This is a genomic window from Streptomyces sp. NPDC001787 (genome assembly GCF_040297465.1).
Taxonomy (GTDB): domain Bacteria; phylum Actinomycetota; class Actinomycetes; order Streptomycetales; family Streptomycetaceae; genus Streptomyces.
The window spans coordinates 157,404-176,428 of sequence record NZ_JBEOZE010000004.1 but is presented as its reverse complement, the minus strand read 5'-3'; the positions used below and the strand labels follow the sequence as shown (position 1 = coordinate 176,428).

Sequence of the window (19,025 nt, the reverse complement as noted above, 5' to 3'; positions counted from 1 at the left end):
CCAGGAAGGGAGCGCCGCATGAGCAGGGAACCGGACGGACTCGCGGAGCTGCTCCCGCAGTGGCACCGGCTGCGGGACGCCGAGGGCGGTGAGCCGTTGCGCGCACTGCTCGCGGTGATCGCCGAACAGGCCGACCGGGTGCGCGACGGGGTCGAGCAGAGCTACGAGGACCTCTTCGTGGAGACGGCCGCGCCCTGGGTGCTGCCGTACCTCGGCGATCTGGTGGGCTACCGGCCGCTGCCCGGCTACGAGCGGGTCCAGGCCGCCGGGCTCGGCGGCGGGCGGGGCGGACCGGGCGACGCCGAGGCCCGCACCCGGCTCGCCGAGGCGCTCGCGCCGCGCCGCGATGTCGCCTCGACGGTCGCCAACCGCCGCCGCAAGGGCACCCTCGCGCTGCTGGAGGAGCTGGCGCAGGAGGTCGCCGGGTGGCCGTCCAGGGCGGTGGAGCTCTCCCGGCTGGTCTCCCACCAGCAGCCGGTGAAGCTGTACGGGACCGGGGCGCCGTCCGCCGACGTACGCAGGCTGTCCCGGGGCCGGCTGGCCGATGTCCGCCGCGGTGGCCAACTGGACCTGGCGGGCGGTCCGTTCGACGGGATGGCCAGGTCGGCCGACGTACGCAGGGCGGGTTCGGCGCGCCGGAGCGGCGGTCACTCCCCCGCCGGGATCGGGCTGTACGTGTGGCGGCTCAAGCCGTACCACGTGACCCGGGCACCGGCGTACTGCGTCGACCGGGCCCGCAGCCTGTACACGTTCTCGATCCTGGGCAACGACAGCCCGCTGGTGACGCGTCCGGTGCCGGAGCCCTCGGCCACGCATCTCGCGACGGTCGACAACGTGCCCGCGTTCATCAGGCGGCGTCAGCTCTCCGACCGGCTCGCGGACTACTACGGGCCGGGCAAGAGCTTCACCGTCTGGCGGGACGGGCAGGACGAGCCGGTGCCGATGTCGGACATCGTCGTGGCGGACCTGTCGGACTGGCGCTACCGGCCCAGGCTCGGCTCGGTGGCCGTCGACCCGGTGCTGGGGCGGATCGCCTTCGGGTCCCGTTCGGCACCCCGGCAGGGGGTCTGGGTCACCTACCACTACGCCGCGGGCGACGACATCGGCGGCGGCGAGTACCCGCGCGAGCGGATCACCCCGCCCACCGCCCGGATCTACCGGGTGGGTCCGGGCCAGGCGTTCCAGCGGATCATGGACGCGTACGAGCGGTGGCGCGCGGACCGGTCGGCGGGCCACCGCGGGGCCGAGGGCATCATCGAGATCACGCACAGCGGCGCCTATCAGGAGCAGCTGGACTTCGAACTCGACCGCGGCGAACGGCTGGAGCTGCGGGCCGCCGAGGGCTGCCGCCCGGTGATCCGGCTGCTCGACTGGTACAGCAACCGGCCCGACGCCCTCAACATCCGGGCACGGGAGGACGACGGCCCCACCGGCGCCCACGGGGGCGGGGACGCGCCGCGCATCGTGCTGGACGGGCTGCTGGTCACCGGGCGCGGGCTCCATGTCAGCGGTCCCGTCGGCGCGGTCGTGCTGCGGCACTGCACCCTGGTGCCCGGCTGGTCGCTGGAACCGGAGTGCGACCCGCACTCCCCTCAGGAGCCGAGCCTCGTCCTGGACCGGACCACCGCGTGCGTCTCGGTGGACCACAGCATCCTCGGCACGATCGAGGTGATCGGCGACGAGGTCAGCCACGACCCCCCGGCCATCCACCTCCGCGACAGCGTCCTGGACGCCACCGGCCACGACCGGGCGGCCCTGTCCGCCCCGGACTGCCGTCACGCCCACGCCGTACTGCACGCCCACCGCACGACGGTCATCGGCGAGGTGCACACGCACGCCGTGGAGATCGCCGAGAACAGCGTCTTCACCGGGCGGTTGCGGGTGGTGCGGCGGGGCATCGGCTGTCTGCGGTTCTCGTACGTGCCGCCCGGCTCCCGCACCCCGCGCCGGCACCGCTGCCAGCCCGACCTGGTGGGTGCCGACCGTGCGCAGGAGGTGCGTCCGCTGCTGAGCGGCGAGCGGTACGGCACCCCCGCGTACGGGCGGCTCGCGGACGGCGGTCCGTGGCAGATCCGCCGGGGCGCCGACGACGGCTCGGAGATGGGCGTCTTCCACAACCTGTACGAACCGCAGCGCGAGGACAGCCTGCGGGCGCGGCTCGCCGAGTACACCCCGGCCGGTACGGACGCCGGGATCTTTCCCGTCACCTGACCGGCGCCGGGCGGCCGGGCGCACGGACCGGCCCGGCCGCCCGGTCCGACCACCACCACGGCCACCCGGCCCGTTCGCCCCACCCGACTTCTTCAGACCGCCGAACCTCCGAGGGGGACCCCTTCCCATGCACGCAGATCTCTCCCGCGACACCTTCCGCCCGGACCGGCACTACTCGGCGGTGCTCGCCCAGCAGGGCCGCGTCCAGCTGGACGCGGACGCCAACGAGCAGGCCGCGATCCAGCTCCACCGGGCCCGTACCACCGCCGCCGACCTGATCGGGCGGCACGGAGGCCCGCGCGGCGCGACCGGCTTCGAGGTGACGTTCCTGGGCGGCAGCCGGGAGCTGGACGACCTCTCCCTGGGCGGCGGCCGCTACTACGTGGACGGCATCCTGCTGGACGCGACCAGGCCGGAGCCGGGCGTCCCGGCCGAGGCCGGAGCCGCCGCACCGGACGACGAGGCTCCGGCCGCCGCCCCCGCGACCTGGACCTACTGGGACCAGCCGGACGGCTACCGGGACCCGGAGCGCCCCGGCGACCGGCTGCCCACCCGGTTCCCGTACCTGGCCTGCCTGAAGGTGTGGGAGCGTGCGGTCACCGCCGCCGAGGACCCGTTGCTGCGCGAGGTGGCGCTGGGTACGGCGATGCCCGACACGGCGGCCCGGGTGAAGGTGGTGTGGCAGGTCGTACCACTGCCCGGTGCGGAGCTGGAGCTCGCGGACGGGGCGACGAAGGACGAGGTGCGGGCGGCGTTCGACGCCTGGGCGGCGGCGCAGGACCCGACGGCCCGGCTGGCGGCCCGCAGTGAGCGGCCGGACCGGGCGGACGAGGACCCGTGCCTGGTCAGGCCGGACGCCCGCTACCGGGGGCCGGAGAACCAGCTGTACCGGGTGGAGGTCCACCAGGGCGGTGCGGCGAAGGACGCCACGTTCAAGTGGTCCAGGGAGAACGGCTCGGTGACCTTCCCGGTCGAGGAACTGGACGGCACCTGGGTGGAGCTGGCCTCCCTCGGGTACGACGACAAGCTCGACCTGAACGTGGGCGACCTGGTGGAGTTCGTCGACACCGCCTACACCAGCCGGCGTGAACCGCTGCCGCTGCTGCGGGTGGAGGAGCTCGATCTGCCGGGACGCCGGGTGCGGCTCTCCGGCGAGCCCGAGCCCTTCGTGGGCCGGCGCCCCGAGCTGAACCCGTATCTGCGGCGCTGGGACCACCGCCCCCCGACCCGCCGGGGCAAGGGGCCCTCGAAGGTGCGTGACGGCGCGCTGCGGATCGAGGAGGGGGCCTGGCTGCCCCTGGAGGACGGCGTGTTCGTGTACTTCGAGGCGGGAGGGACCTACCGCTCCGGCGACTTCTGGACGGTCCCCGCCCGTACGGCGACGGGCGGCGTCGAGTGGCCGGCGGACGCGGCCCGGCGCCCGCTGCTGCGCCCGCCGCACGGGGTACGGGTCCACTACGCGCCGCTGGCCTGGATCCTCGGCGAGGGGTCGGTGGCCGATCTCCGGCAGACGTTCGGGCCGCTGGCCGCGCCGATTCCGGCGGCGGACGAGGAGGCCCTGGCGGCGGAGACCCGGGCCGAGGAGGAGGCGGTGGCCGCCGAACAGGCGGCCGACAACGGTTCAGCACCTGTCGTTTCGGGGCAAAACGATCAGGAGACGAGCGAGAACTGACGCACAATCGAGAGCGTCGAACCACCGCACCACCTGGGAAGGAGCACCACGATGGCAACGCCTCTGTCGGCCGACAAGCTGCTCAAAGCCCTTCGTGACGAAGGCCTGCGTGTCGTCGAGCACCGGAGCTGGCGTACGCACAACCGCAATCACAAGGGCCCGTGGGGCCCGGTGAACGGGGTGATGATCCATCACACCGTGACATCGGGGACGCAGAGTTCGGTGGAACTCTGCTACAACGGCCACTCCAGCCTGCCCGGTCCGCTCTGCCACGGGGTCATAGCCAAGGACGGCTCGGTCCATCTCGTCGGGAACGGACGGGCCAACCATGCCGGGCTCGGCGACGACGACGTCCTGCGGGCCGTGGTCAATGAAGCGGGTTCCCTGCCCTCCGACAACGAGGCCAATACGGACGGCAACCGGCACTTCTACGGTTTCGAGTGCGTCAACCTCGGCGACGGGAAGGATCCGTGGCCGGCCGCGCAGCTGGAGGCGATCGAGAAGGCCGCCGCCGCGATCTGCCGGGCGCACGGCTGGTCGCAGCGCTCGGTGATCGGGCACAAGGAGTGGCAGCCGGGAAAGGTCGATCCACGCGGATTCACGATGGACTCGATGCGCAGCCGGATCAAGTCACGCCTGGGGGGCAAGCCGGACGGCCCGTCGAAGCCACCCTCCAAGCCGAAGTACGAACCGTTCCCCGGGGCGGCGTTCTTCAAGGCGGGCAGACGCAGCGCGGTCATCACGGCGATGGGCAAGCGGCTGGTGTCCGAGGGCTGCGGGCGTTACGAGGTGGGCCCCGGCCCGTCCTGGTCGGAGGCCGACAGGAAGTCGTACGCCGCCTGGCAGCGCAAGCTCGGTTATTCCGGCTCCGGGGCGGACGGCATCCCGGGCAAGGAGAGCTGGGCCAGGCTCAAGGTCCCGAACGTCTGATCCGCGGCCCCGGTTCCGGGTTCTGATTCCGGACCCGGAACCGGGGCCCGCGCGCCGTCAGCGGTTGAACGAGCTCCCCAGGGCGGCCTTCGCCGCCACCGTGCCCAGCGTCCCGTGGCCGAAGCTGACGGATCCCTTGGCGGCCGGCCCGGAGGCGGTGGCGGGGAAGAACCACAGCGAGCCCGCGCCCGTGTCCTCGCCGGGGGCGCCGACGGCCAGTTCGGACCGGCCGTCCTTGTCGAGGTCCACGAAGGCGGCGGCCCCGCCGAACAGGTCGCCCTTCTCCGCGGTGCCCGTGACATCCGGCGTGCTCTGGTTGAAGCCCTTGGTGCCGGTACCCGTCGGGCCGGAAGCCGTACCGGGCATGATCACGATGCCGCCCGCCCGCTGGACCGTGCCGAGCGCCTCGTTCGGGACGCCCACGGCGATCTCGCCGAAGCCGTCGCCGTTCGTGTCGCCGATCGCGACGGACGTACCGAAGCCGTCGGAGTGCTCCGCCGCTCCCGGGACGCCCGCCGAGTCCTGGTTGAAGACCTTGGCCCTGGTGCCCTGCGGCCCGGTGGCGCTGCCCTGGACGTAGGTCAGCATGCCGCCCTTGGCGAGCGGCAGGTCGAGGTCGCTGTCGTAGCCGTCGATCGCGCGTCCGACGGCGATGTCGGCGTACTTGTCACCGTTGACGTTGCCGACGGCGAGGTGCTCGCCGCCCTCCAGGGAGTAGCCGTCGGCGCCCTTCACCCGGGTGTACTCGCCCGGACCGGCGGGGCTGCCGTTGCTGATGAGGATGCGGCGGTCGTCGAACTCGTCGCCGCTGTGGACGGCGGCGACGAGGTCGTCGCGCCCGTCGCCGTCGACGTCGCCCGCCGCCAGGTCCAGGTAGCGCCGGTCCTCCATGTCGGGCCGCTCGGTGGTGGCGGACGCGAGGCCGTCCCGGGTGAACGGGCCCAGGAGACTCTGGAGATCGTGGTCGCGGACGAGCGCGAGGTCCGGGGCGCCGTCACCGTTGAGGTCCCCCGTCGCCAGGTGAGCTCCCGCGTTGTCGTACTCCTCACCGTTCAGTACGGTCGCCCCGCCCGCCAGTCCGCCCGCACCGCCCCAGATGACGGTCAGCGAACCCGCGCGCCCGGCGGTGCCGATCCTCTCGCCCGGGGAGCCGACCACCAGGTCCGCGTAGCCGTCCCGGTCGAGGTCGGCGGAGACCACCGAGCCGCCGAAGGCGTCCCCCGCTTCCGGGGTGCCGGGGATCCCGGCCGTGCTCTGGGTGAAGACCTTCTTGACGGAGTTCTTGATGCCGGTGCTGGACCCGTAGGCGACGCCGACGTACCCGGCGCCCGCGAAGCCCTTGACCGTGGCACCGGGGGCGGCGAACGCGACGTCGGCGTAGCCGTCGCCGTTGAAGTCGGAGTGGGGGCCGGCCGGGGCGGACGCCCGCTCGGGTGCGGCCGGGGCTGCCGGGGCTGCCTGGGCCGTGGGCAGGGTGAGGGCGGCGGAGGCGACGGCGATGGCCAGGACCACACCGGTACCGAGTGCTCGGGATGCCACAGGGACTCCTTCTGCTGACGTGTGCGGAGATCGTTCTCGGGTTGTTCGTCGGGCGTTCCGCCGGTGTCTGCTGTACGGGGGTAGCACAGCGGTTCGTACCCGGTGAGACGGGCCGGCCGGTCCGGGGGTTGCGTACCGTTCCGGACAAGTACGCCTATCTTGTTCCCTGTTACCGACCCCGGACGAAGGAGCGACCCGGTGACCCCACAGGTCGGGCTCGTGACGGTGGAGGCGCTGCGCGGCTACGCCGAGGGCGTCCGCGCCGTGTACGCGGAGGCGTTCTCCGCCCCGCCCTGGCACGAGGACCCCGAGGCGGCGGACGGTTACCTGGAGCGGCTCGCCCAGGACGCGGCGAGGCCGGGATTCACGGCGGCGGTGGCCCTGGACGGGGAGGCCGTGACCGGCTTCGCCACCGCCTGGACCACGCCGGAGGTCTTCCCCCGCGACCGCAGTTACGGACAGGTCGCCGAGGCCCTGGGCCCCGACCGGGCAACGGCGCTGCTGTGCGGGGCCCTTGAGGTGGACGAGCTGGCCGTCAGCCCACGGGCGCACGGCACCGGACTGGGCAGGGCCCTGCTGGCGGCGGTGACGGGCCCCGCCGTGGACGGCCGCTGCTGGCTGCTGACCTCGGCACGGGCGAAGGCGGCGCTGCGGCTGTACGAGCGCGCCGGATGGCACCGCCACGCCACGCCCGTACCGGGCAGGGCGGGGCTCGTCGTGTTCCTCGGTCCCCGGCACCCGGGCCTCCCGGCAGCGGACCCCACGGCGGACCCGGAGGCGGCTGCGGTGTGACGGCCGGCGGGACGAGGGCCGCGGGCGAGAGCGCCGTACGGACCGGGTGGAGGGTGTTCCAGCGGGCCTCCCGCTGGAACACCCTTCACCCGCAGCCGTGTGCGCCCGCCCCCGCCCCTCGCCCGGACGCGCCGGGTGTCAGCCGATCTCGCCCTCCGTCCCGTCGCCGCTCTTCGGCTCCTCGCCGTTCCTGAGCCGGTCGGCCCGGCCGATCGCCGTCGCCAGCTTCCGTACCGAGTCGTCCTCGGTCTCCTGCGCCAGTTCCGAGGCCCGGGAGGCGAGTTCACCGAGGCCGGGCGAGCCCGGCAGCTCGCCGCCGCGCAGACTCTCGGCGAAGTAGGCCGCCACCGCCGCCACCTGGAGCCGCTTGCCCGGTCCGCCCCACAGCGCGCCGTCGATCGCCCCGCTCCCCACGGAGCCGGTCCTCTCATGGGCCTTCCGGGTCCTGGGGTCCAGCCAGCGCACCGTGGCCGTCGCCACATGGCCGGACGCGCCCTCGCGCAGCCGCACGGCGTAGAGCGCGGTCACCGTGTGGCCGGGGCCGACCTCTCCGCCGTCGACACCGTCGTCGCGGAAGTCCTCGTCGGCGACCTTGCGGTTCTCGTAACCGATCAGCCGGAACTGCTGGACGGTCTCGCGGTCGAAGGCGACCTGGGCCTTGGCGTCCCGCGCCGTCAGCTCCACATGGGCGGGCAGCTGGTCGACGAAGACCTTGCGGGCCTGCTCCTCGTCGGCGATGTACGTGGTGTGCCCGTCGCCCTTGTTGGTGAGGCGCTCCATCAGCGCGTCGCCGTAGTCGCTGCCGACCCCGACGCCGAAGAGCGTGATGCCGTGCTCGCGGCGGGCGTCGCCGATCCGTTCCAGGATGGCGTCGGCCTCGGTCTCCCCCGTGTTGGCGAGGGCGTCGGAGAGCAGCACGACACGGTTGTTCGCGCCCTTGCGGCGGCCCTTGACCGCCTCCTCGTAGCCGCGCCGGATGCCGGCGTCGACGTTGGTGGAGTCGGCCGGTTCCATCTCCTCGACCGCCTCGCGGATCCGGTTCCGGTTGCCCTGGAGCCGGGTCATCGGCAGCCGGGTCTCGGCCTCGTCGCTGAAGGTGACCAGGGAGACCGCGTCGTCGTCGCGCAGTTCGTCGGTGAGGATCGTCAGGGACTTCTTCGCCAGGTCCAGCCGGCCCGGTTCGGCCATGGACCCGGAGATGTCGACGACGAAGGTGAGGGCGGCGGGCGGGCGTTCACCGCTCGGCCGCGCCGCTCTGGTGGCCAGGCCGACCCGTACCAGGGACCAGTCTCCGGCCCCCTTGCCGGAGTCCTCACCGGACTTCCCGTCCGACGCCCCGCCGGTCCCTCCGCCGGCCCGTGCTCCGTCGACGGTCACCGAGAAGCCGTTGCCCTCGGGCCGCTCGTAGCCCTGCCGGAAGCTGTTGACGAACTCCTCGGGCCGTACGGTCCCGGGCTCCGGCAGCCTGCCGTCGCCCAGGGTGCGGCGGGCGTAGCCGTAGCTGGCGGTGTCCACGTCCAGGGCGAAGGTGGACAGATAGTCGGGCGGTGCGATGTCCCGCTGCTTCCCGTCCGTCCCGTCCTCGCGTGCGGCGCTGTCCCCCTTCGCGGAGCCGCCGGGCGCCCCGCCCGGGGCGGGCGGGGCGGGCTGTCCGCCGCCGGTCGCCCCGTGCGGCTGCCGTGCGCCGGTACGGCGGTCGGCCGACGCCCCCTCGCCCGTTCCGCCACCGCATCCGGTGATCAGCATTCCGCCCGCCAGCAGCAGCGCGGCGGCCCGTGTCCGGTGCTTCATCCGTATCCCCCACATCGTCGACAACTGTGAATGTGACGTGCGGGAGGGCCGTGGGGAGTCGACGAACACGTTGCGGAAGCGTCTCGATGCGGCAACGGGGACCGCCACCCGGGCGGAACATCAGGTTCAGGACACGATGTCCTTACGACTGAACCCCCGGAAGGCGAACGCGAACAGGATCAGGGCATACGTCACCGAGACCGCCGCGCCCTTCACCATCCCGCCCCACTCCAGTTCCGGCTGGAGCGCGTCCGCCCAGGCGAACTGCCAGTGCGCGGGCAGGAACTCGCGCCAGGAGCCGAGTGCGGTGACGGCGTCCAGCACATTGCCGACGATGGTGAGCCCGACCGCCCCGCCGACCGCGCCCAGCGGAGCGTCGGTCCTCGTCGACAGCCAGAACGCCAGGGCGGCGGTGACCAGTTGGGAGACGAAGATGAATGCCACGGCGAGCGCGATGCGCGGCACCGCGTCCCCGGTCGCGAGCGCTCCCCCGGTGGGCAGCTCCAGCGGTCCCCAGCCGTACGCCGCCGCGCCCGCCGCCAGCGCGACGACCGGCAGCAGCACCATCGCGGCCAGGCTGAAGCCGAGCGCGACGACGAGCTTGCTCCACAGCAGCCGGGTCCGGGGCACGGGGGCGGCGAGCAGATAGCGCAGCGAGGACCAGCCGGCCTCGGAGGCGACGGTGTCCCCGCAGAACAGGGCGACCGGCACCACCAGCAGGAACCCGGCCGAGACGAAAAGGCAGGTCGCGGCGAAGTTCGCGGCGGAGGCGGTCGCGGTGTCCATCAGCGTGAGCCGGTCACCGCCGCCGGGTCCGCCGTCGGGCGTGCCGCCGATCGCGAAGGCGATGATCAGGATGAACGGCAGCGCGGCCAGCACCCCGCCCATCAGCAGCGTGCGGCGCCTGCGCAGTTGCCGCATCGCCTCGACGCGCAGCGGCAGGGTGTGCCGGGCGCGGTAGCCGGGGGCCTGGGCGGGGTCGGCCGCCGTCCGGATGTCGGCTGCGGAGCTCATGCGGATCCTCCGGAGATGAGGGTGAGGAAGGCGTCCTCCAGGCGGCGGTGCGGCCCCACGCCCGTGACCGGGACGTCCAGCCGGACGAGTTCGGTGACGAGGCGGGAGGCGGTGGCGCCGTCGAGCCGGACGAGCAGCCCGCGTCCGTCGCCGGTGCGGACGGCGGAGCCGATGCCGGGCAGCGCGGAGACCTTCTCCACGAGCGGTTCGCTCACCTCCTCCGCCGTGGTGACGAGCAGCATGTCGCCCGAGCCGGTGATCTCGGCGACCGGTCCGGCCTGGACGAGCCGCCCCCGGTCCATGACGACCAGGTGGGTGCAGGACTGCTCGACCTCGGACAGGAGGTGGCTGGAGACGATGACGGTCCGGCCCCCGGCCGCGTACCGGATCATCACGTCACGCATCTCGCGGATCTGGGGCGGGTCGAGGCCGTTGGTCGGTTCGTCGAGGATGAGCAGGTCCGGCATGCCGAGCATGGCCTGGGCGATGGCGAGCCGCTGCCGCATGCCCTGGGAGTACGTGCGTACGGCGCGGGCCAGGGCGTCGCCGAGGCCGGCGATCTCCAGGGCCTCCTCGATGTGCGAGTCCTCGGCGGGGCGGCCGGTGGCCTGCCAGTAGAGCTCCAGGTTGGCGCGGCCGGACAGGTGCGGCAGGAAGCCCGCCCCCTCGACGAACGCCCCGACCCGGGACAGGACGGGGGCGCCGGGCCGGATGGCCTGCCCGAAGACGCGGATCTCGCCCTCGTCGGGGGCGATGAGCCCCATCAGCATGCGCAGGGTGGTGGTCTTGCCCGCGCCGTTGGGCCCGAGGAGCCCGAGCACCTGTCCCTTCTCCACCTGGAAGGAGAGTTCCTTCACGGCGTACCGGTCGACGGACTTGGCGTACTTCTTCGACAGGCCGGTGATCCTCAGCGGTACGCCGGTGAGTTCCGGGTCGGGGGCCGGGGTCGCGGTGCGGCGGCGCGCGGTGAGCAGGAGCGCGGCGGCGATGACGAGGGCGGCGGCCGGGAGTCCCCAGGTCCACCACGGGAGGCCGGCGGGCGCGGTCCTCACGGCGGGTGCGGTGGGGACGGTCAGCGGGCCGTCCGTGCTCACGGTGTACGTGACCGGCTCGGCGGGGGACGCGTAGCCGAGGTCGGTCGCGGACAGCACGAGGCGCAGCCGGTGCCCGGAGTCGAATTCGTGGTCGACGGCGGGGAGGGTCAGCTCGATGGGCCCGCCCTGTTCGGCGGGGGTGATCCGGTACGGGGCGACGAGCTGGGCGGGCAGTACCTGCTGCTTGCCGTCCGGCGACACGTCGTACACCTTGCCGAACAGCACGGCGTCGCCGCTGCCCGGTCCGGCCTTCACCCGGACCCGTACCGTCGGCGTCCCGGTGACCCGTACGGAGGTGTCGAGCGGGGCGGAGTCGAAGCGGGCGTACTGGCCCGGGAAGTCGACCGTCAGGCCGACGCCGAGCGAGGAGAGCCGAGCGAGTCCGCCGCCCACGCCGGGTACGGCGGAGATGGCGGGCGGGCCGGCTCCCGCAGGGTTGCGGAACGTCTCGGTCCGTCCGTCGAGGGCGATCTCCCGGCCGCCGCCGCGCAGTCCCGGGTAGGTGTCGCCGCTCGCGCCCCGCTTGAGCGCGGCGCCGTCGGTGGAGTCGATGCCGCCGGTGCGGGTGACCCGGAAGGCGGGGCCGGTGTCGGCGCCCTCGGAGTCCTTGAGGTAGCGGTCGAACCAGCCGCCGATACGGCTCCGGACGCGGTCGGCCTCCAGGTCCCCGCCGTCGTGCCCGCCCGCGATCCAGTCGACGGAGACGGGGGCGCCGTTGGCCTTGATCGCCTTCGCCATGTCGTCGGCCTGGCCGAGCGGGAAGAGCGAGTCGCTCTGTCCCTGCACCAGGAGCGCGGGGACCTTGATCCGGTCGGCGACGGCGGCCGGTGACCGCTCGGTGAGCAGCTCGCGGGCGGCCTCGTCCGGCTTTCCGCTGACGGCGACCCGCTCGTACATCTCGCAGAGCCGCTTCTCGAACTTCTCGCAGCCGCCGCCCGTGGTGACGAAGATCCCGGCCCAGAGCTTCTTGAAGACCCCGTCGGGGAAGAGCGCTTCGGCGAGGTTCCAGTAGGTGATGACGGGGGCGATGGCGTCGACGCGTTGGTCGTACCCGGCGGCGAGCAGCGAGACGGCCCCGCCGTACGAGGCCCCGGTGACCCCGACGCGGGGGTCGCCCTTGCCGTCGAGCTCCACCTCGGGGCGGCCGGCCAGCCAGTCGATGAGCCGGGAGACGTCCCTGACCTCGCGGTCGGGTGCGTTCAGGGAGATCTCCCCGCCGGACTTCCCGAAGCCGCGGGCCGACCACGTCAGCACGGCGTATCCGGCGCCCGCCAGCTCCTCGGCCTGGGCCCTCACGTCGGCCTTGCTGCCGCCGAAGCCGTGCCCGATGAGCACGGCGGGCCGCCGCTGCGCACCGCCCGCCGTGAAGTACGAGGTGTCGATGGGCACCCCGTCCATCGACAGCGTCCGGTCCTCGCGGTGGACGTCCGGCGCGCTGTCGTCGGCCGCCGCGGTCCAGGTCCCGGCGCCCGCGAGCACGACGAGCGCGGTGACGGCCGCTGCCCACCGGCCGCGTCCACGGGGCAGTCGGCGCCGCCATCGGGAAGTAGGGGTCTCCATGTCTCGACCCTAAACGGATGGTGCCGCCGTTCGGGGTGCCGCCGGGGGGAGCTGCCGGGCCTCCCTGAGAGGTACGGGCTCCGGGTTCCGTACTCCGTACGCGGTATGCCCCCGGCCGGTCCGCCGGGCCGCGCTCACATGGTGTTGACGATGAGGCCGATGTGGGTGAAGTAGTTGAGCCCGCCGAAGAACAGGAAGGCGAGTCCGGCCAGCGCCCACACGACGCCGACGACCGGGACCAGCCAGGTCCTGGGCCGGTGCAGGGCAAAGGGGAACAGGAGCGCGCCGATGCCCACGAGGACGTACAGCCCGGACATGAAGCTCGCTTCGAGCATCGGCATGTCGGCGAACTCCCCGGAGATGGGCTCCTCGGGCGGTGCGGCGAAGAGCGTGTACTTCCATCCGGCGGCGGCGATGCCGAAGCAGGCGAGGCCGATTCCGAAGACGAAGAGCGAGATGGGGGTGGCGACCCTGGCCGTGCGGACGACGCGGTCGGGGTCGTCGGCGAGTTCACCGCCGCGCTTCCAGAGGTAGAAGCACGCGGCGAGGAGGAACACGCCGAACGCGAGCGCCGGTTCACCGAAGATGATGTTGTCGAACGGGAAGCCCTGTCCGGCGAGGGGCCAGGTCAGGGTCATGTGGAGGCCGGTGGTGACGAGCGTGAAGCCGAGGGCTCCGAAGGCCAGCACCCAGCCGTCGGGGGTGATGGTGCGGCCGGGCGTGAGGAGTTGACGCCCCAGGGCCACCACGAGCAGCAGCCCGGCGCCGGCCGCCACCGACATGATCGTGTTGTACGTCGGCATCTGGTTCCAGTCGATCTTCAGACCGGATGCGGCGAGGGGAGTGAGATGGGGGATCATGCGCGGAGCATAACGCCGCATATGCACCATTCAGGGCATATATGCGTCTGCGTCGAAACGCCGCGCGCGCCGCCTCACGTGCCGGACTGTGTGCTTGTCGGACAGCGCGGGGTGCGCGGTGCGCGGGTGCGCGGTGCCCGGCGCGCACGGCGTGCGCGGTGCGTGGCCCGGTGTGCGCGGGTGCGCGGTGTGCGTGGTGCCCGGCCCGGCAAATCCGGTCGCGGAGGCGCGCGTCCGGCTGCCACCCTGCCCGCTTCGCCAACAGCGCCCGGAAGTCCCGGATTCTGGACGCACAGGCCCCGCCCGACACGGCGCGGGTCGCCACGGACGGCCGGACGGTCCCGGAGATCGCGGCAGAGGTGCTGACGGTCACCGGCTGGCCGGCACGGGCCGCGGTGCGCTGAGGCATTCGAGCGGCGTCTCCCTCGGGAGCAGTCCCGCCGCGCCGTCCCACTCGCCCGCGCGGACGAGCCCGTGGATCTCGTGCGCGAGCCCGGTCACGTCCCGCACGGACACCGTCCACTCGTCGGCGTACCGCCGCGCGGCCTCCCCGCTCAGGCCCAGCTGGAGGGAGCGGTACGGGAGCGGGTCGAGGCGCAGGTCGCGCTCGGGGTCCCACTGGACGCGGGCGGGGGCGCCGCGGAGGCTGCGCCGCCAGGCCTCCTGGTCCGGGTGAACACCCCTGACGTAGTGGGAGAGTTCGGCGTTCTCCAGCGCCCACACGAATCCCTCGCGGGTGATCTCCACGGCGAGAACGGTCTCCTGCCCCTCCTTCGTCCCCCAGCCGCAGCGGTACATCATCCACAGGAAACTCGGCTTGATCCAGGTCATCCGGTCGCGCTTCCAGGCGGCGGGGAACCGTCCGTCACGCGCGGCGGGCAGGCCGATGGAGGGCGGATAGGCCTGGTAGACGGTGACGGTGGAGGCCGAGTGCCGGGCGCGGATCTCGTACGGGGGCGGAACGTTCATGGACCCAGGGTGCGGCAGGAGCGCGCGCCCGGCATCCGAATATCCGGGACGGCCGCGGCGGCCCCCTCCCCTCCTCCACCACCGGAGAAAAACATTTCCCATTCTTGGCATTTCCCCAAGTCATATGAGGACAGGGCCCGTTGTAAGCTGCGGCGTCGCACGCGCGGGCCCGAAGAGGTGGGGGTACGGCATGGTGGTGGTCAATCCTGATCTCGGCACGCCCGATGACGACGGGCTGAAGAAGCTGGCCGCCGACCTCGACGAGATGCAGCGTCATCTCGACAGCCAGGTCCGGCGCATGGACGGAGTGGTGGACCGCATCCAGGCCCGCTGGCAGGGGCCCACCGGGACGGCGTACCGCACCCTGCACAACGGCGCGGCCCGGGACGCGGTGCGGATCCGCGAGACGTTGCGCGTCCTGGAGGAGGCCGTCCGCCTCAGCCGTGACGGCTTCACCGAGCAGGAGCTCGACATCCTCGCCCGGATGCGCCGGGTCCAGGACGACACGGATGTCGCGCGTGAGGCGGACGCGCTCCAGTCGCCCGCCCCCGCCCCGGAACCCGGCCCGCGCAGTCGTGTCCACGACCTGTAGGAGGAGAGCCGTACGTGACCGACGCCGAGCACATAGCCGTCGACTTCAGCACGCTCCAGCATCTGGCCGGTGAACTGGAGGACATCCTCAAGCAGTTGAACCAGCGGCTCGCCCTGCTGTACGAGCGGACCGAGAAGGTGGTGCTCACCTGGGACGGCGAGGCTCGGGAGGCGTTCGTCTCCTCGCTGGACCGCTGGAGCACCGACATGGCGGACCTCCAGGCACGGCAGGCCTGGCTGCACGAGGTCGTCACCACGGCCCACACCAACTACAGCTCCGCCCACCGGGCCGTCCTGCGCGGCTGGGGCGCCGCCTGATGACCTCCTCGCCGCCGCCCCCGGGGAACCCCGGGCACCCGCCCCCGCAGGTCCCCCAGCCGGGCTCGACCCCCCAGGTCCCCCAGCCGGGCTCGACCGCGCTGCCGGGTCAGGGGGGCATGCCCGCCTCGCCCCAGGCGCCGGGGCTGCCGGAACCCAGCCCCGGGAAGCTGGTCGACCCGCAGGGCAAGGACATCTCGCAGCACGACACCGGCTCGGCCAGACGGGCACTGATCAAGGAGGTCGAGGATCTCCGGCCCGCGGCGGGCCCGGGGCCCGGCCCCGGCGGAGGTTTCGACGTCCAGCCGCCGCACCTCTACTACACCTCGTACCTGATCCGGAACCTCCAGTTCGCCTTCAAGGAGCACCCGGACCGCCTGCTCGACTCGCTGCGCGGCCATGGCCACGCGTGCGGTACCGGCCGGGGGCCCTCGGCCTTCACCACCGCGTACGACAAGGTCTGCCGTCTCTACCTCCAGGTCTGGGCGAAGTCGGTGGTCTCCATCGGCGGCGCCTCGGTCGGTCTGACCATCACGTCGAACAACTACGTGGCCGCCGAGTACGCCTCCAACCCCCAGGCCGGCCCTCCCCCGGCCCCCAAGGCGTTACCCGGCGTCATCTCCAGGGCCCCGTCGTACGGGGACGTCACCGGCCTCGGCTGGCACGACGGCGGGGGCGGCGGTCCGCTGGGCGACCAGATCGTCGACGGCGCCGCCGAGATCGTGTCCTTCATCGGGAAGATGCTGCTGCGGCCGATCCTCAAGTACGCGCTGCGGCACGGCCGCGTCGCGGAGATCACGCCCGGCGGGGACGACTCCGAGCTGCCGAAGGTGGCGCAGGCCTGGCGGCAGATCGCGGACGACGCGCGGAAGTCGGGCGGCGACCTCGACGGCGCGATCGGCTACATCACCAACAACGCGTCGGGCCAGGACGAGTGGCAGGGGGCGATGCACCAGTTCTGCTCCAGCCTCTGGGGCACCACCCCCTACGGCAACGCGAATCTGCACAACCGCAGCTGGAAGCACGACGGCCGGCAGCAGCCGGTGCTGAGCGTCCTCAGCGACTCCGCGCGGGAGATCGCCAGGGCCCTCGACGAGTTCAAGACCAAGGTGTCGCGGGTCAGGCAGGAGATCACGGACGTCTACAAGCAGGCCGCCAAGGAGCTCGTCGACCACGAATCGTTCAAGTCGGCCGGGGAGACGATATTCAAGGTGGTCGGCGCGAACATCGTCGGACTCGCCGAGCAGTTCATCCAGAACATCGACACCAACCGCCTCAACGCGGCGGTCGATGTCTACAACCGGGAGACCGAGGCCCTCACCGGCATCCTGCTGGCGCTCGAACCGGCCCTGAACGAGGCCCTCCTCAGCGCCCCCACCTACGAGGCGGAGGAGGCGCGGGCCCAGGCGATCGGGGCGCGGGCGCTCGACGAGTTCAAACAGCCCGCGAAGTACACCGTGCCGGGAGGCTCCGCCACGGCCCACGCCTACCCCATCGACCTGGCGAACCAGGAGAACATGGCCGGCTCCCACCCCGTCGACAAGCACGTGGGCAAGACGGACGAGCAGCTGCAACAGCGGCTGCGCGACGATCTCAAGGCCAACGGGGAGATCAGGCCGTCCGCCGCGTCCACGTACGCCACCCTCGCCGATGCCCAGCAGATCACCCAGGCGGTCATCGACAAGGAGAGCCCGCGGATCGCCGCCTGGCTCGCGGGCAACCCGCCCGGCAACACACTGCCGCTGCCCCACTACGACGCCCCGGACGACGCGGTGACCGGCAGGACGGTTCCCAAGACCGGTCCGCACACCTACGGCGCCCCGGCCTACGCGACCGGCGCGAAGGTCATCCTTCGTAGACTGCCGGGCAGCAATCCGCCCACGTTCGTCGTGCTCACCTCGTACCCGGACTAGGAAAGGCCCCGTGGCACCGTGACAGACACCGAGCCCCGCACCCCCGCCGACTGGTGGCTGCGGCACCGCGGCCCGGCCCTGCTGCTGGAGGAGCTGGACCTCGCCGCGGCGGCGCGCCGCGAGCGGGCCGAGGAGGCGCGTGCCGTGCTGGAGCTGGGGGTCGCGCAGTACTGCCGGCGGCAGTGGCTGCTGCCCGCGCTCACCGCCCGGCAGCCGCAGGAGACCGCGTACTCCCTGCGCCAGGTCCTCGCGTACGGCGAGGAGCACCCCGCGTTCGGCGTGCTGGCGCGGACGGTCCCCGCCCGGATGAGGTCGGGGATCGGCACGGCGGAGCTCTTCGGCATCCTCTGCGACGCGATCGAGTCGGAGACCTGGCGCGACACCGAGGACGCCGGTGCGGGGGCCGGCACGGGCGACGGCCCCGGCTTCCGGCCGGACAGCCGGATCGGGATCAGCGGCTGCTTCCCGCGCCTCGTGGAGTTCTCGGAGGCGTATCTGGGGATCTCGGACGGCGAGGAGCCCGGTGACGTGATCGCCTGCTACATCGCGGAGTTCCATCCGCGTCACTGCGGCTGGATCCTGCCCGGACTCGTCGGTGAGGCCCACCGGGCCATCGCCACCTATCCCACCGAGGAGCTGATGAGCGAGGCCTTCGACCGTACGCTTCCCCTCGCCTCGGTGTCCGGAGCGACCTGGGCGCAGTGGTTCGGCCGCCTGGCCGACGAGCTGACCCGGCACATGAAGGAGCAGCATGCGCACGCGTAGCGCCACCTACCCGGACCGGGAGACCGCGCAGTGGGCGACCCAGATGGTCGTGACCCGCAACGACCAGGCCGTGCACCGGTGGCTGGCGCAGTCGACACGGCAGCGGCTCACCATCGAGGCCGCCTGGCCCTCCCGCCCGGAGCCGGTGGGCCGGGTGCTGCTCCAGGCGATGATGCTGGCGGGGCGCGGAGCGGTCGATGTGCGGGCCGCCCGCGTGATCCTCAAGCGGTCCACGTCCTCCCCGCACGGCTTCACCGTGCACGCCACCTTCCCGATCCTCCTCTAGAGGCAGGCCCACGTGCCCCTGACACCCCTGCAACACGACAGTTCCTACGGCGAGTTGGACCAGGTCCTGCACGCCTACGCGGGTCTGGGCGCCGACGACACCCCGGAGCGGCCGAGCGAGGCGCTGGCCGCCTATCTGCGGCACACCTGGCACACCCGGCCGCACGCCCTGGCCGCCGCCGAGGCGCAGCTGCGCTCCTACGCCCGCACCCCGCCGGGGCCGCTGCGGCTGCGTCTGGGGGAGTTCTACCCGGTGCCCGACGTGGGACTGGACGAGGACGCGGTCCGGGACTGGCTGCTGCTGCTCGCCGACCACCTGCGGCGCAGCATCGAGGCGGGCGAGGTCCCGCCGCCCTGCGCCCCGCGGACCCACTGGGAGTGGCACGCCCGCTTCCCCGAGCTGGGGCAGCTGCTCGGCGGCTGGTTCTCGCAGGACATGCCGGACGAGGCCGAGGACCATGACGCGGCGCTCCAGGACTATCTGGACACGACCGACCGTTCCCTGGTCACCCGGCTGGCCGGTGAGCTGCACGAGCTGCTGGCTCTCGGCCTGGACGAGGACGAGTACACGGTGGGGCTCACCGAACTCGGCCTGGAGGTGGATCCGCCGGACTCCTTCAGCCACGGCGCGTGGCTCGTCGCGCTCGCCCATGCCGTCCTGGCGGCCGGGGGTACCGGCCGCCAGGAGTAGCGGGGCCGCGCGTGCGGCGGGGCCGTCCTG

General features: G+C 73.0%; 16 protein-coding genes. 10 read left to right on the top strand and 6 right to left on the bottom strand.

Going from position 1 to position 19,025, the window contains the following annotated elements; translation table 11 throughout:
• Positions 1–18: 18 nt before the first annotated feature.
• The 3 genes from ABT170_RS07700 (at position 19) to ABT170_RS07690 (ending at position 4,813) form a co-directional block, all read left to right on the top strand.
• Entirely contained in the window at positions 19–2,211 is a 2,193-nt protein-coding gene (locus tag ABT170_RS07700) for a hypothetical protein (protein ID WP_329944107.1), read from the top strand.
• A 127-nt stretch (positions 2,212–2,338) separates the two neighbouring features.
• Entirely contained in the window at positions 2,339–3,883 is a 1,545-nt protein-coding gene (locus ABT170_RS07695) for a DUF6519 domain-containing protein (protein WP_351864941.1), read from the top strand.
• 51 nt (positions 3,884–3,934) lie between these two features.
• Positions 3,935–4,813 (top strand): peptidoglycan-binding protein, encoded by an 879-nt coding sequence (locus ABT170_RS07690; RefSeq protein ID WP_329944109.1) that lies wholly within the window; start codon positions 3,935–3,937, stop codon positions 4,811–4,813.
• Between the two features lie 57 nt (positions 4,814–4,870).
• On the opposite strand, the gene ABT170_RS07685 is transcribed toward ABT170_RS07690, so the two are convergent.
• Positions 4,871–6,352: an FG-GAP-like repeat-containing protein gene (locus tag ABT170_RS07685; protein ID WP_351864938.1), complete on the bottom strand. Its 1,482-nt coding sequence runs from the start codon at positions 6,350–6,352 to the stop codon at positions 4,871–4,873.
• 198 nt (positions 6,353–6,550) lie between these two features.
• Here ABT170_RS07685 and ABT170_RS07680 point away from each other — a divergent pair, with 198 nt between their 5' ends.
• A complete protein-coding gene (locus ABT170_RS07680; RefSeq protein WP_329944111.1) occupies positions 6,551–7,144 on the top strand; it encodes a GNAT family N-acetyltransferase in 594 nt (197 codons plus the stop codon).
• Positions 7,145–7,282: 138 nt separating this feature from the next.
• Here the strand turns inward: ABT170_RS07680 and ABT170_RS07675 are convergent, their stop codons facing one another.
• From ABT170_RS07675 to ABT170_RS07655, 5 genes are all read right to left on the bottom strand, one after another.
• Positions 7,283–8,935, bottom strand: a complete 1,653-nt coding sequence (locus ABT170_RS07675) for a vWA domain-containing protein (RefSeq protein ID WP_351864934.1) — start codon at positions 8,933–8,935, stop codon at positions 7,283–7,285.
• 126 nt (positions 8,936–9,061) lie between these two features.
• Positions 9,062–9,949, bottom strand: a complete 888-nt coding sequence (locus tag ABT170_RS07670; RefSeq protein WP_329944113.1) for an ABC transporter permease — start codon at positions 9,947–9,949, stop codon at positions 9,062–9,064.
• Positions 9,946–12,603 (bottom strand): alpha/beta fold hydrolase, encoded by a 2,658-nt coding sequence (locus ABT170_RS07665; protein ID WP_351864931.1) that lies wholly within the window; start codon positions 12,601–12,603, stop codon positions 9,946–9,948. Before ABT170_RS07665 ends, ABT170_RS07670 begins: the two co-directional genes overlap by 4 nt.
• A gap of 134 nt (positions 12,604–12,737) precedes the next feature.
• Positions 12,738–13,463, bottom strand: coding sequence for a DUF981 domain-containing protein (locus ABT170_RS07660; RefSeq protein ID WP_329944115.1), 726 nt, complete (start codon positions 13,461–13,463; stop codon positions 12,738–12,740).
• A 369-nt stretch (positions 13,464–13,832) separates the two neighbouring features.
• Positions 13,833–14,432, bottom strand: a complete 600-nt coding sequence (locus tag ABT170_RS07655; RefSeq protein ID WP_351864928.1) for a DUF4291 domain-containing protein — start codon at positions 14,430–14,432, stop codon at positions 13,833–13,835.
• 190 nt (positions 14,433–14,622) lie between these two features.
• Between ABT170_RS07655 and ABT170_RS07650 the strand changes: the two genes are divergently transcribed.
• The 6 genes from ABT170_RS07650 (at position 14,623) to ABT170_RS07625 (ending at position 18,995) form a co-directional block, all read left to right on the top strand.
• Entirely contained in the window at positions 14,623–15,024 is a 402-nt protein-coding gene (locus ABT170_RS07650) for a WXG100 family type VII secretion target (protein WP_266931117.1), read from the top strand.
• Positions 15,025–15,038: 14 nt separating this feature from the next.
• Positions 15,039–15,341, top strand: coding sequence for a WXG100 family type VII secretion target (locus ABT170_RS07645; RefSeq protein ID WP_329944119.1), 303 nt, complete (start codon positions 15,039–15,041; stop codon positions 15,339–15,341).
• Positions 15,342–15,460: 119 nt separating this feature from the next.
• Positions 15,461–17,254 (top strand): RNase A-like domain-containing protein, encoded by a 1,794-nt coding sequence (locus ABT170_RS07640; protein ID WP_351864923.1) that lies wholly within the window; start codon positions 15,461–15,463, stop codon positions 17,252–17,254.
• An 18-nt stretch (positions 17,255–17,272) separates the two neighbouring features.
• A complete protein-coding gene (locus ABT170_RS07635) occupies positions 17,273–18,019 on the top strand; it encodes a hypothetical protein (protein ID WP_351864920.1) in 747 nt (248 codons plus the stop codon).
• On the top strand, positions 18,006–18,305 hold the full coding sequence (locus tag ABT170_RS07630; RefSeq protein WP_329944122.1) for an RNase A-like domain-containing protein: 300 nt from the start codon (positions 18,006–18,008) through the stop codon (positions 18,303–18,305). The genes ABT170_RS07635 and ABT170_RS07630 overlap by 14 nt, the downstream gene beginning before the upstream one ends.
• A gap of 12 nt (positions 18,306–18,317) precedes the next feature.
• Complete coding sequence (locus ABT170_RS07625) at positions 18,318–18,995, top strand: contact-dependent growth inhibition system immunity protein (protein ID WP_329944123.1); 678 nt, start codon at positions 18,318–18,320, stop codon at positions 18,993–18,995.
• The last annotated feature ends 30 nt before the right edge of the window (positions 18,996–19,025 follow it).

Bases quoted from the DNA above. Each gene is read 5' to 3' on its own strand.
- ABT170_RS07660 (WP_329944115.1), bottom strand. From the start codon at position 13,463: ATGATCCCCCATCTCACTCCCCTCGCCGCATCCGGTCTGAAGATCGAC.
- ABT170_RS07700 (WP_329944107.1), top strand. From the start codon at position 19: ATGAGCAGGGAACCGGACGGACTCGCGGAGCTGCTCCCGCAGTGGCAC.
- ABT170_RS07690 (WP_329944109.1), top strand. From the start codon at position 3,935: ATGGCAACGCCTCTGTCGGCCGACAAGCTGCTCAAAGCCCTTCGTGAC.
- ABT170_RS07670 (WP_329944113.1), bottom strand. From the start codon at position 9,949: ATGAGCTCCGCAGCCGACATCCGGACGGCGGCCGACCCCGCCCAGGCC.
- ABT170_RS07630 (WP_329944122.1), top strand. From the start codon at position 18,006: ATGCGCACGCGTAGCGCCACCTACCCGGACCGGGAGACCGCGCAGTGG.
- ABT170_RS07640 (WP_351864923.1), top strand. From the start codon at position 15,461: ATGCCCGCCTCGCCCCAGGCGCCGGGGCTGCCGGAACCCAGCCCCGGG.
- ABT170_RS07650 (WP_266931117.1), top strand. From the start codon at position 14,623: ATGGTGGTGGTCAATCCTGATCTCGGCACGCCCGATGACGACGGGCTG.
- ABT170_RS07655 (WP_351864928.1), bottom strand. From the start codon at position 14,432: ATGAACGTTCCGCCCCCGTACGAGATCCGCGCCCGGCACTCGGCCTCC.
- ABT170_RS07695 (WP_351864941.1), top strand. From the start codon at position 2,339: ATGCACGCAGATCTCTCCCGCGACACCTTCCGCCCGGACCGGCACTAC.
- ABT170_RS07675 (WP_351864934.1), bottom strand. From the start codon at position 8,935: ATGAAGCACCGGACACGGGCCGCCGCGCTGCTGCTGGCGGGCGGAATG.
- ABT170_RS07665 (WP_351864931.1), bottom strand. From the start codon at position 12,603: ATGGAGACCCCTACTTCCCGATGGCGGCGCCGACTGCCCCGTGGACGC.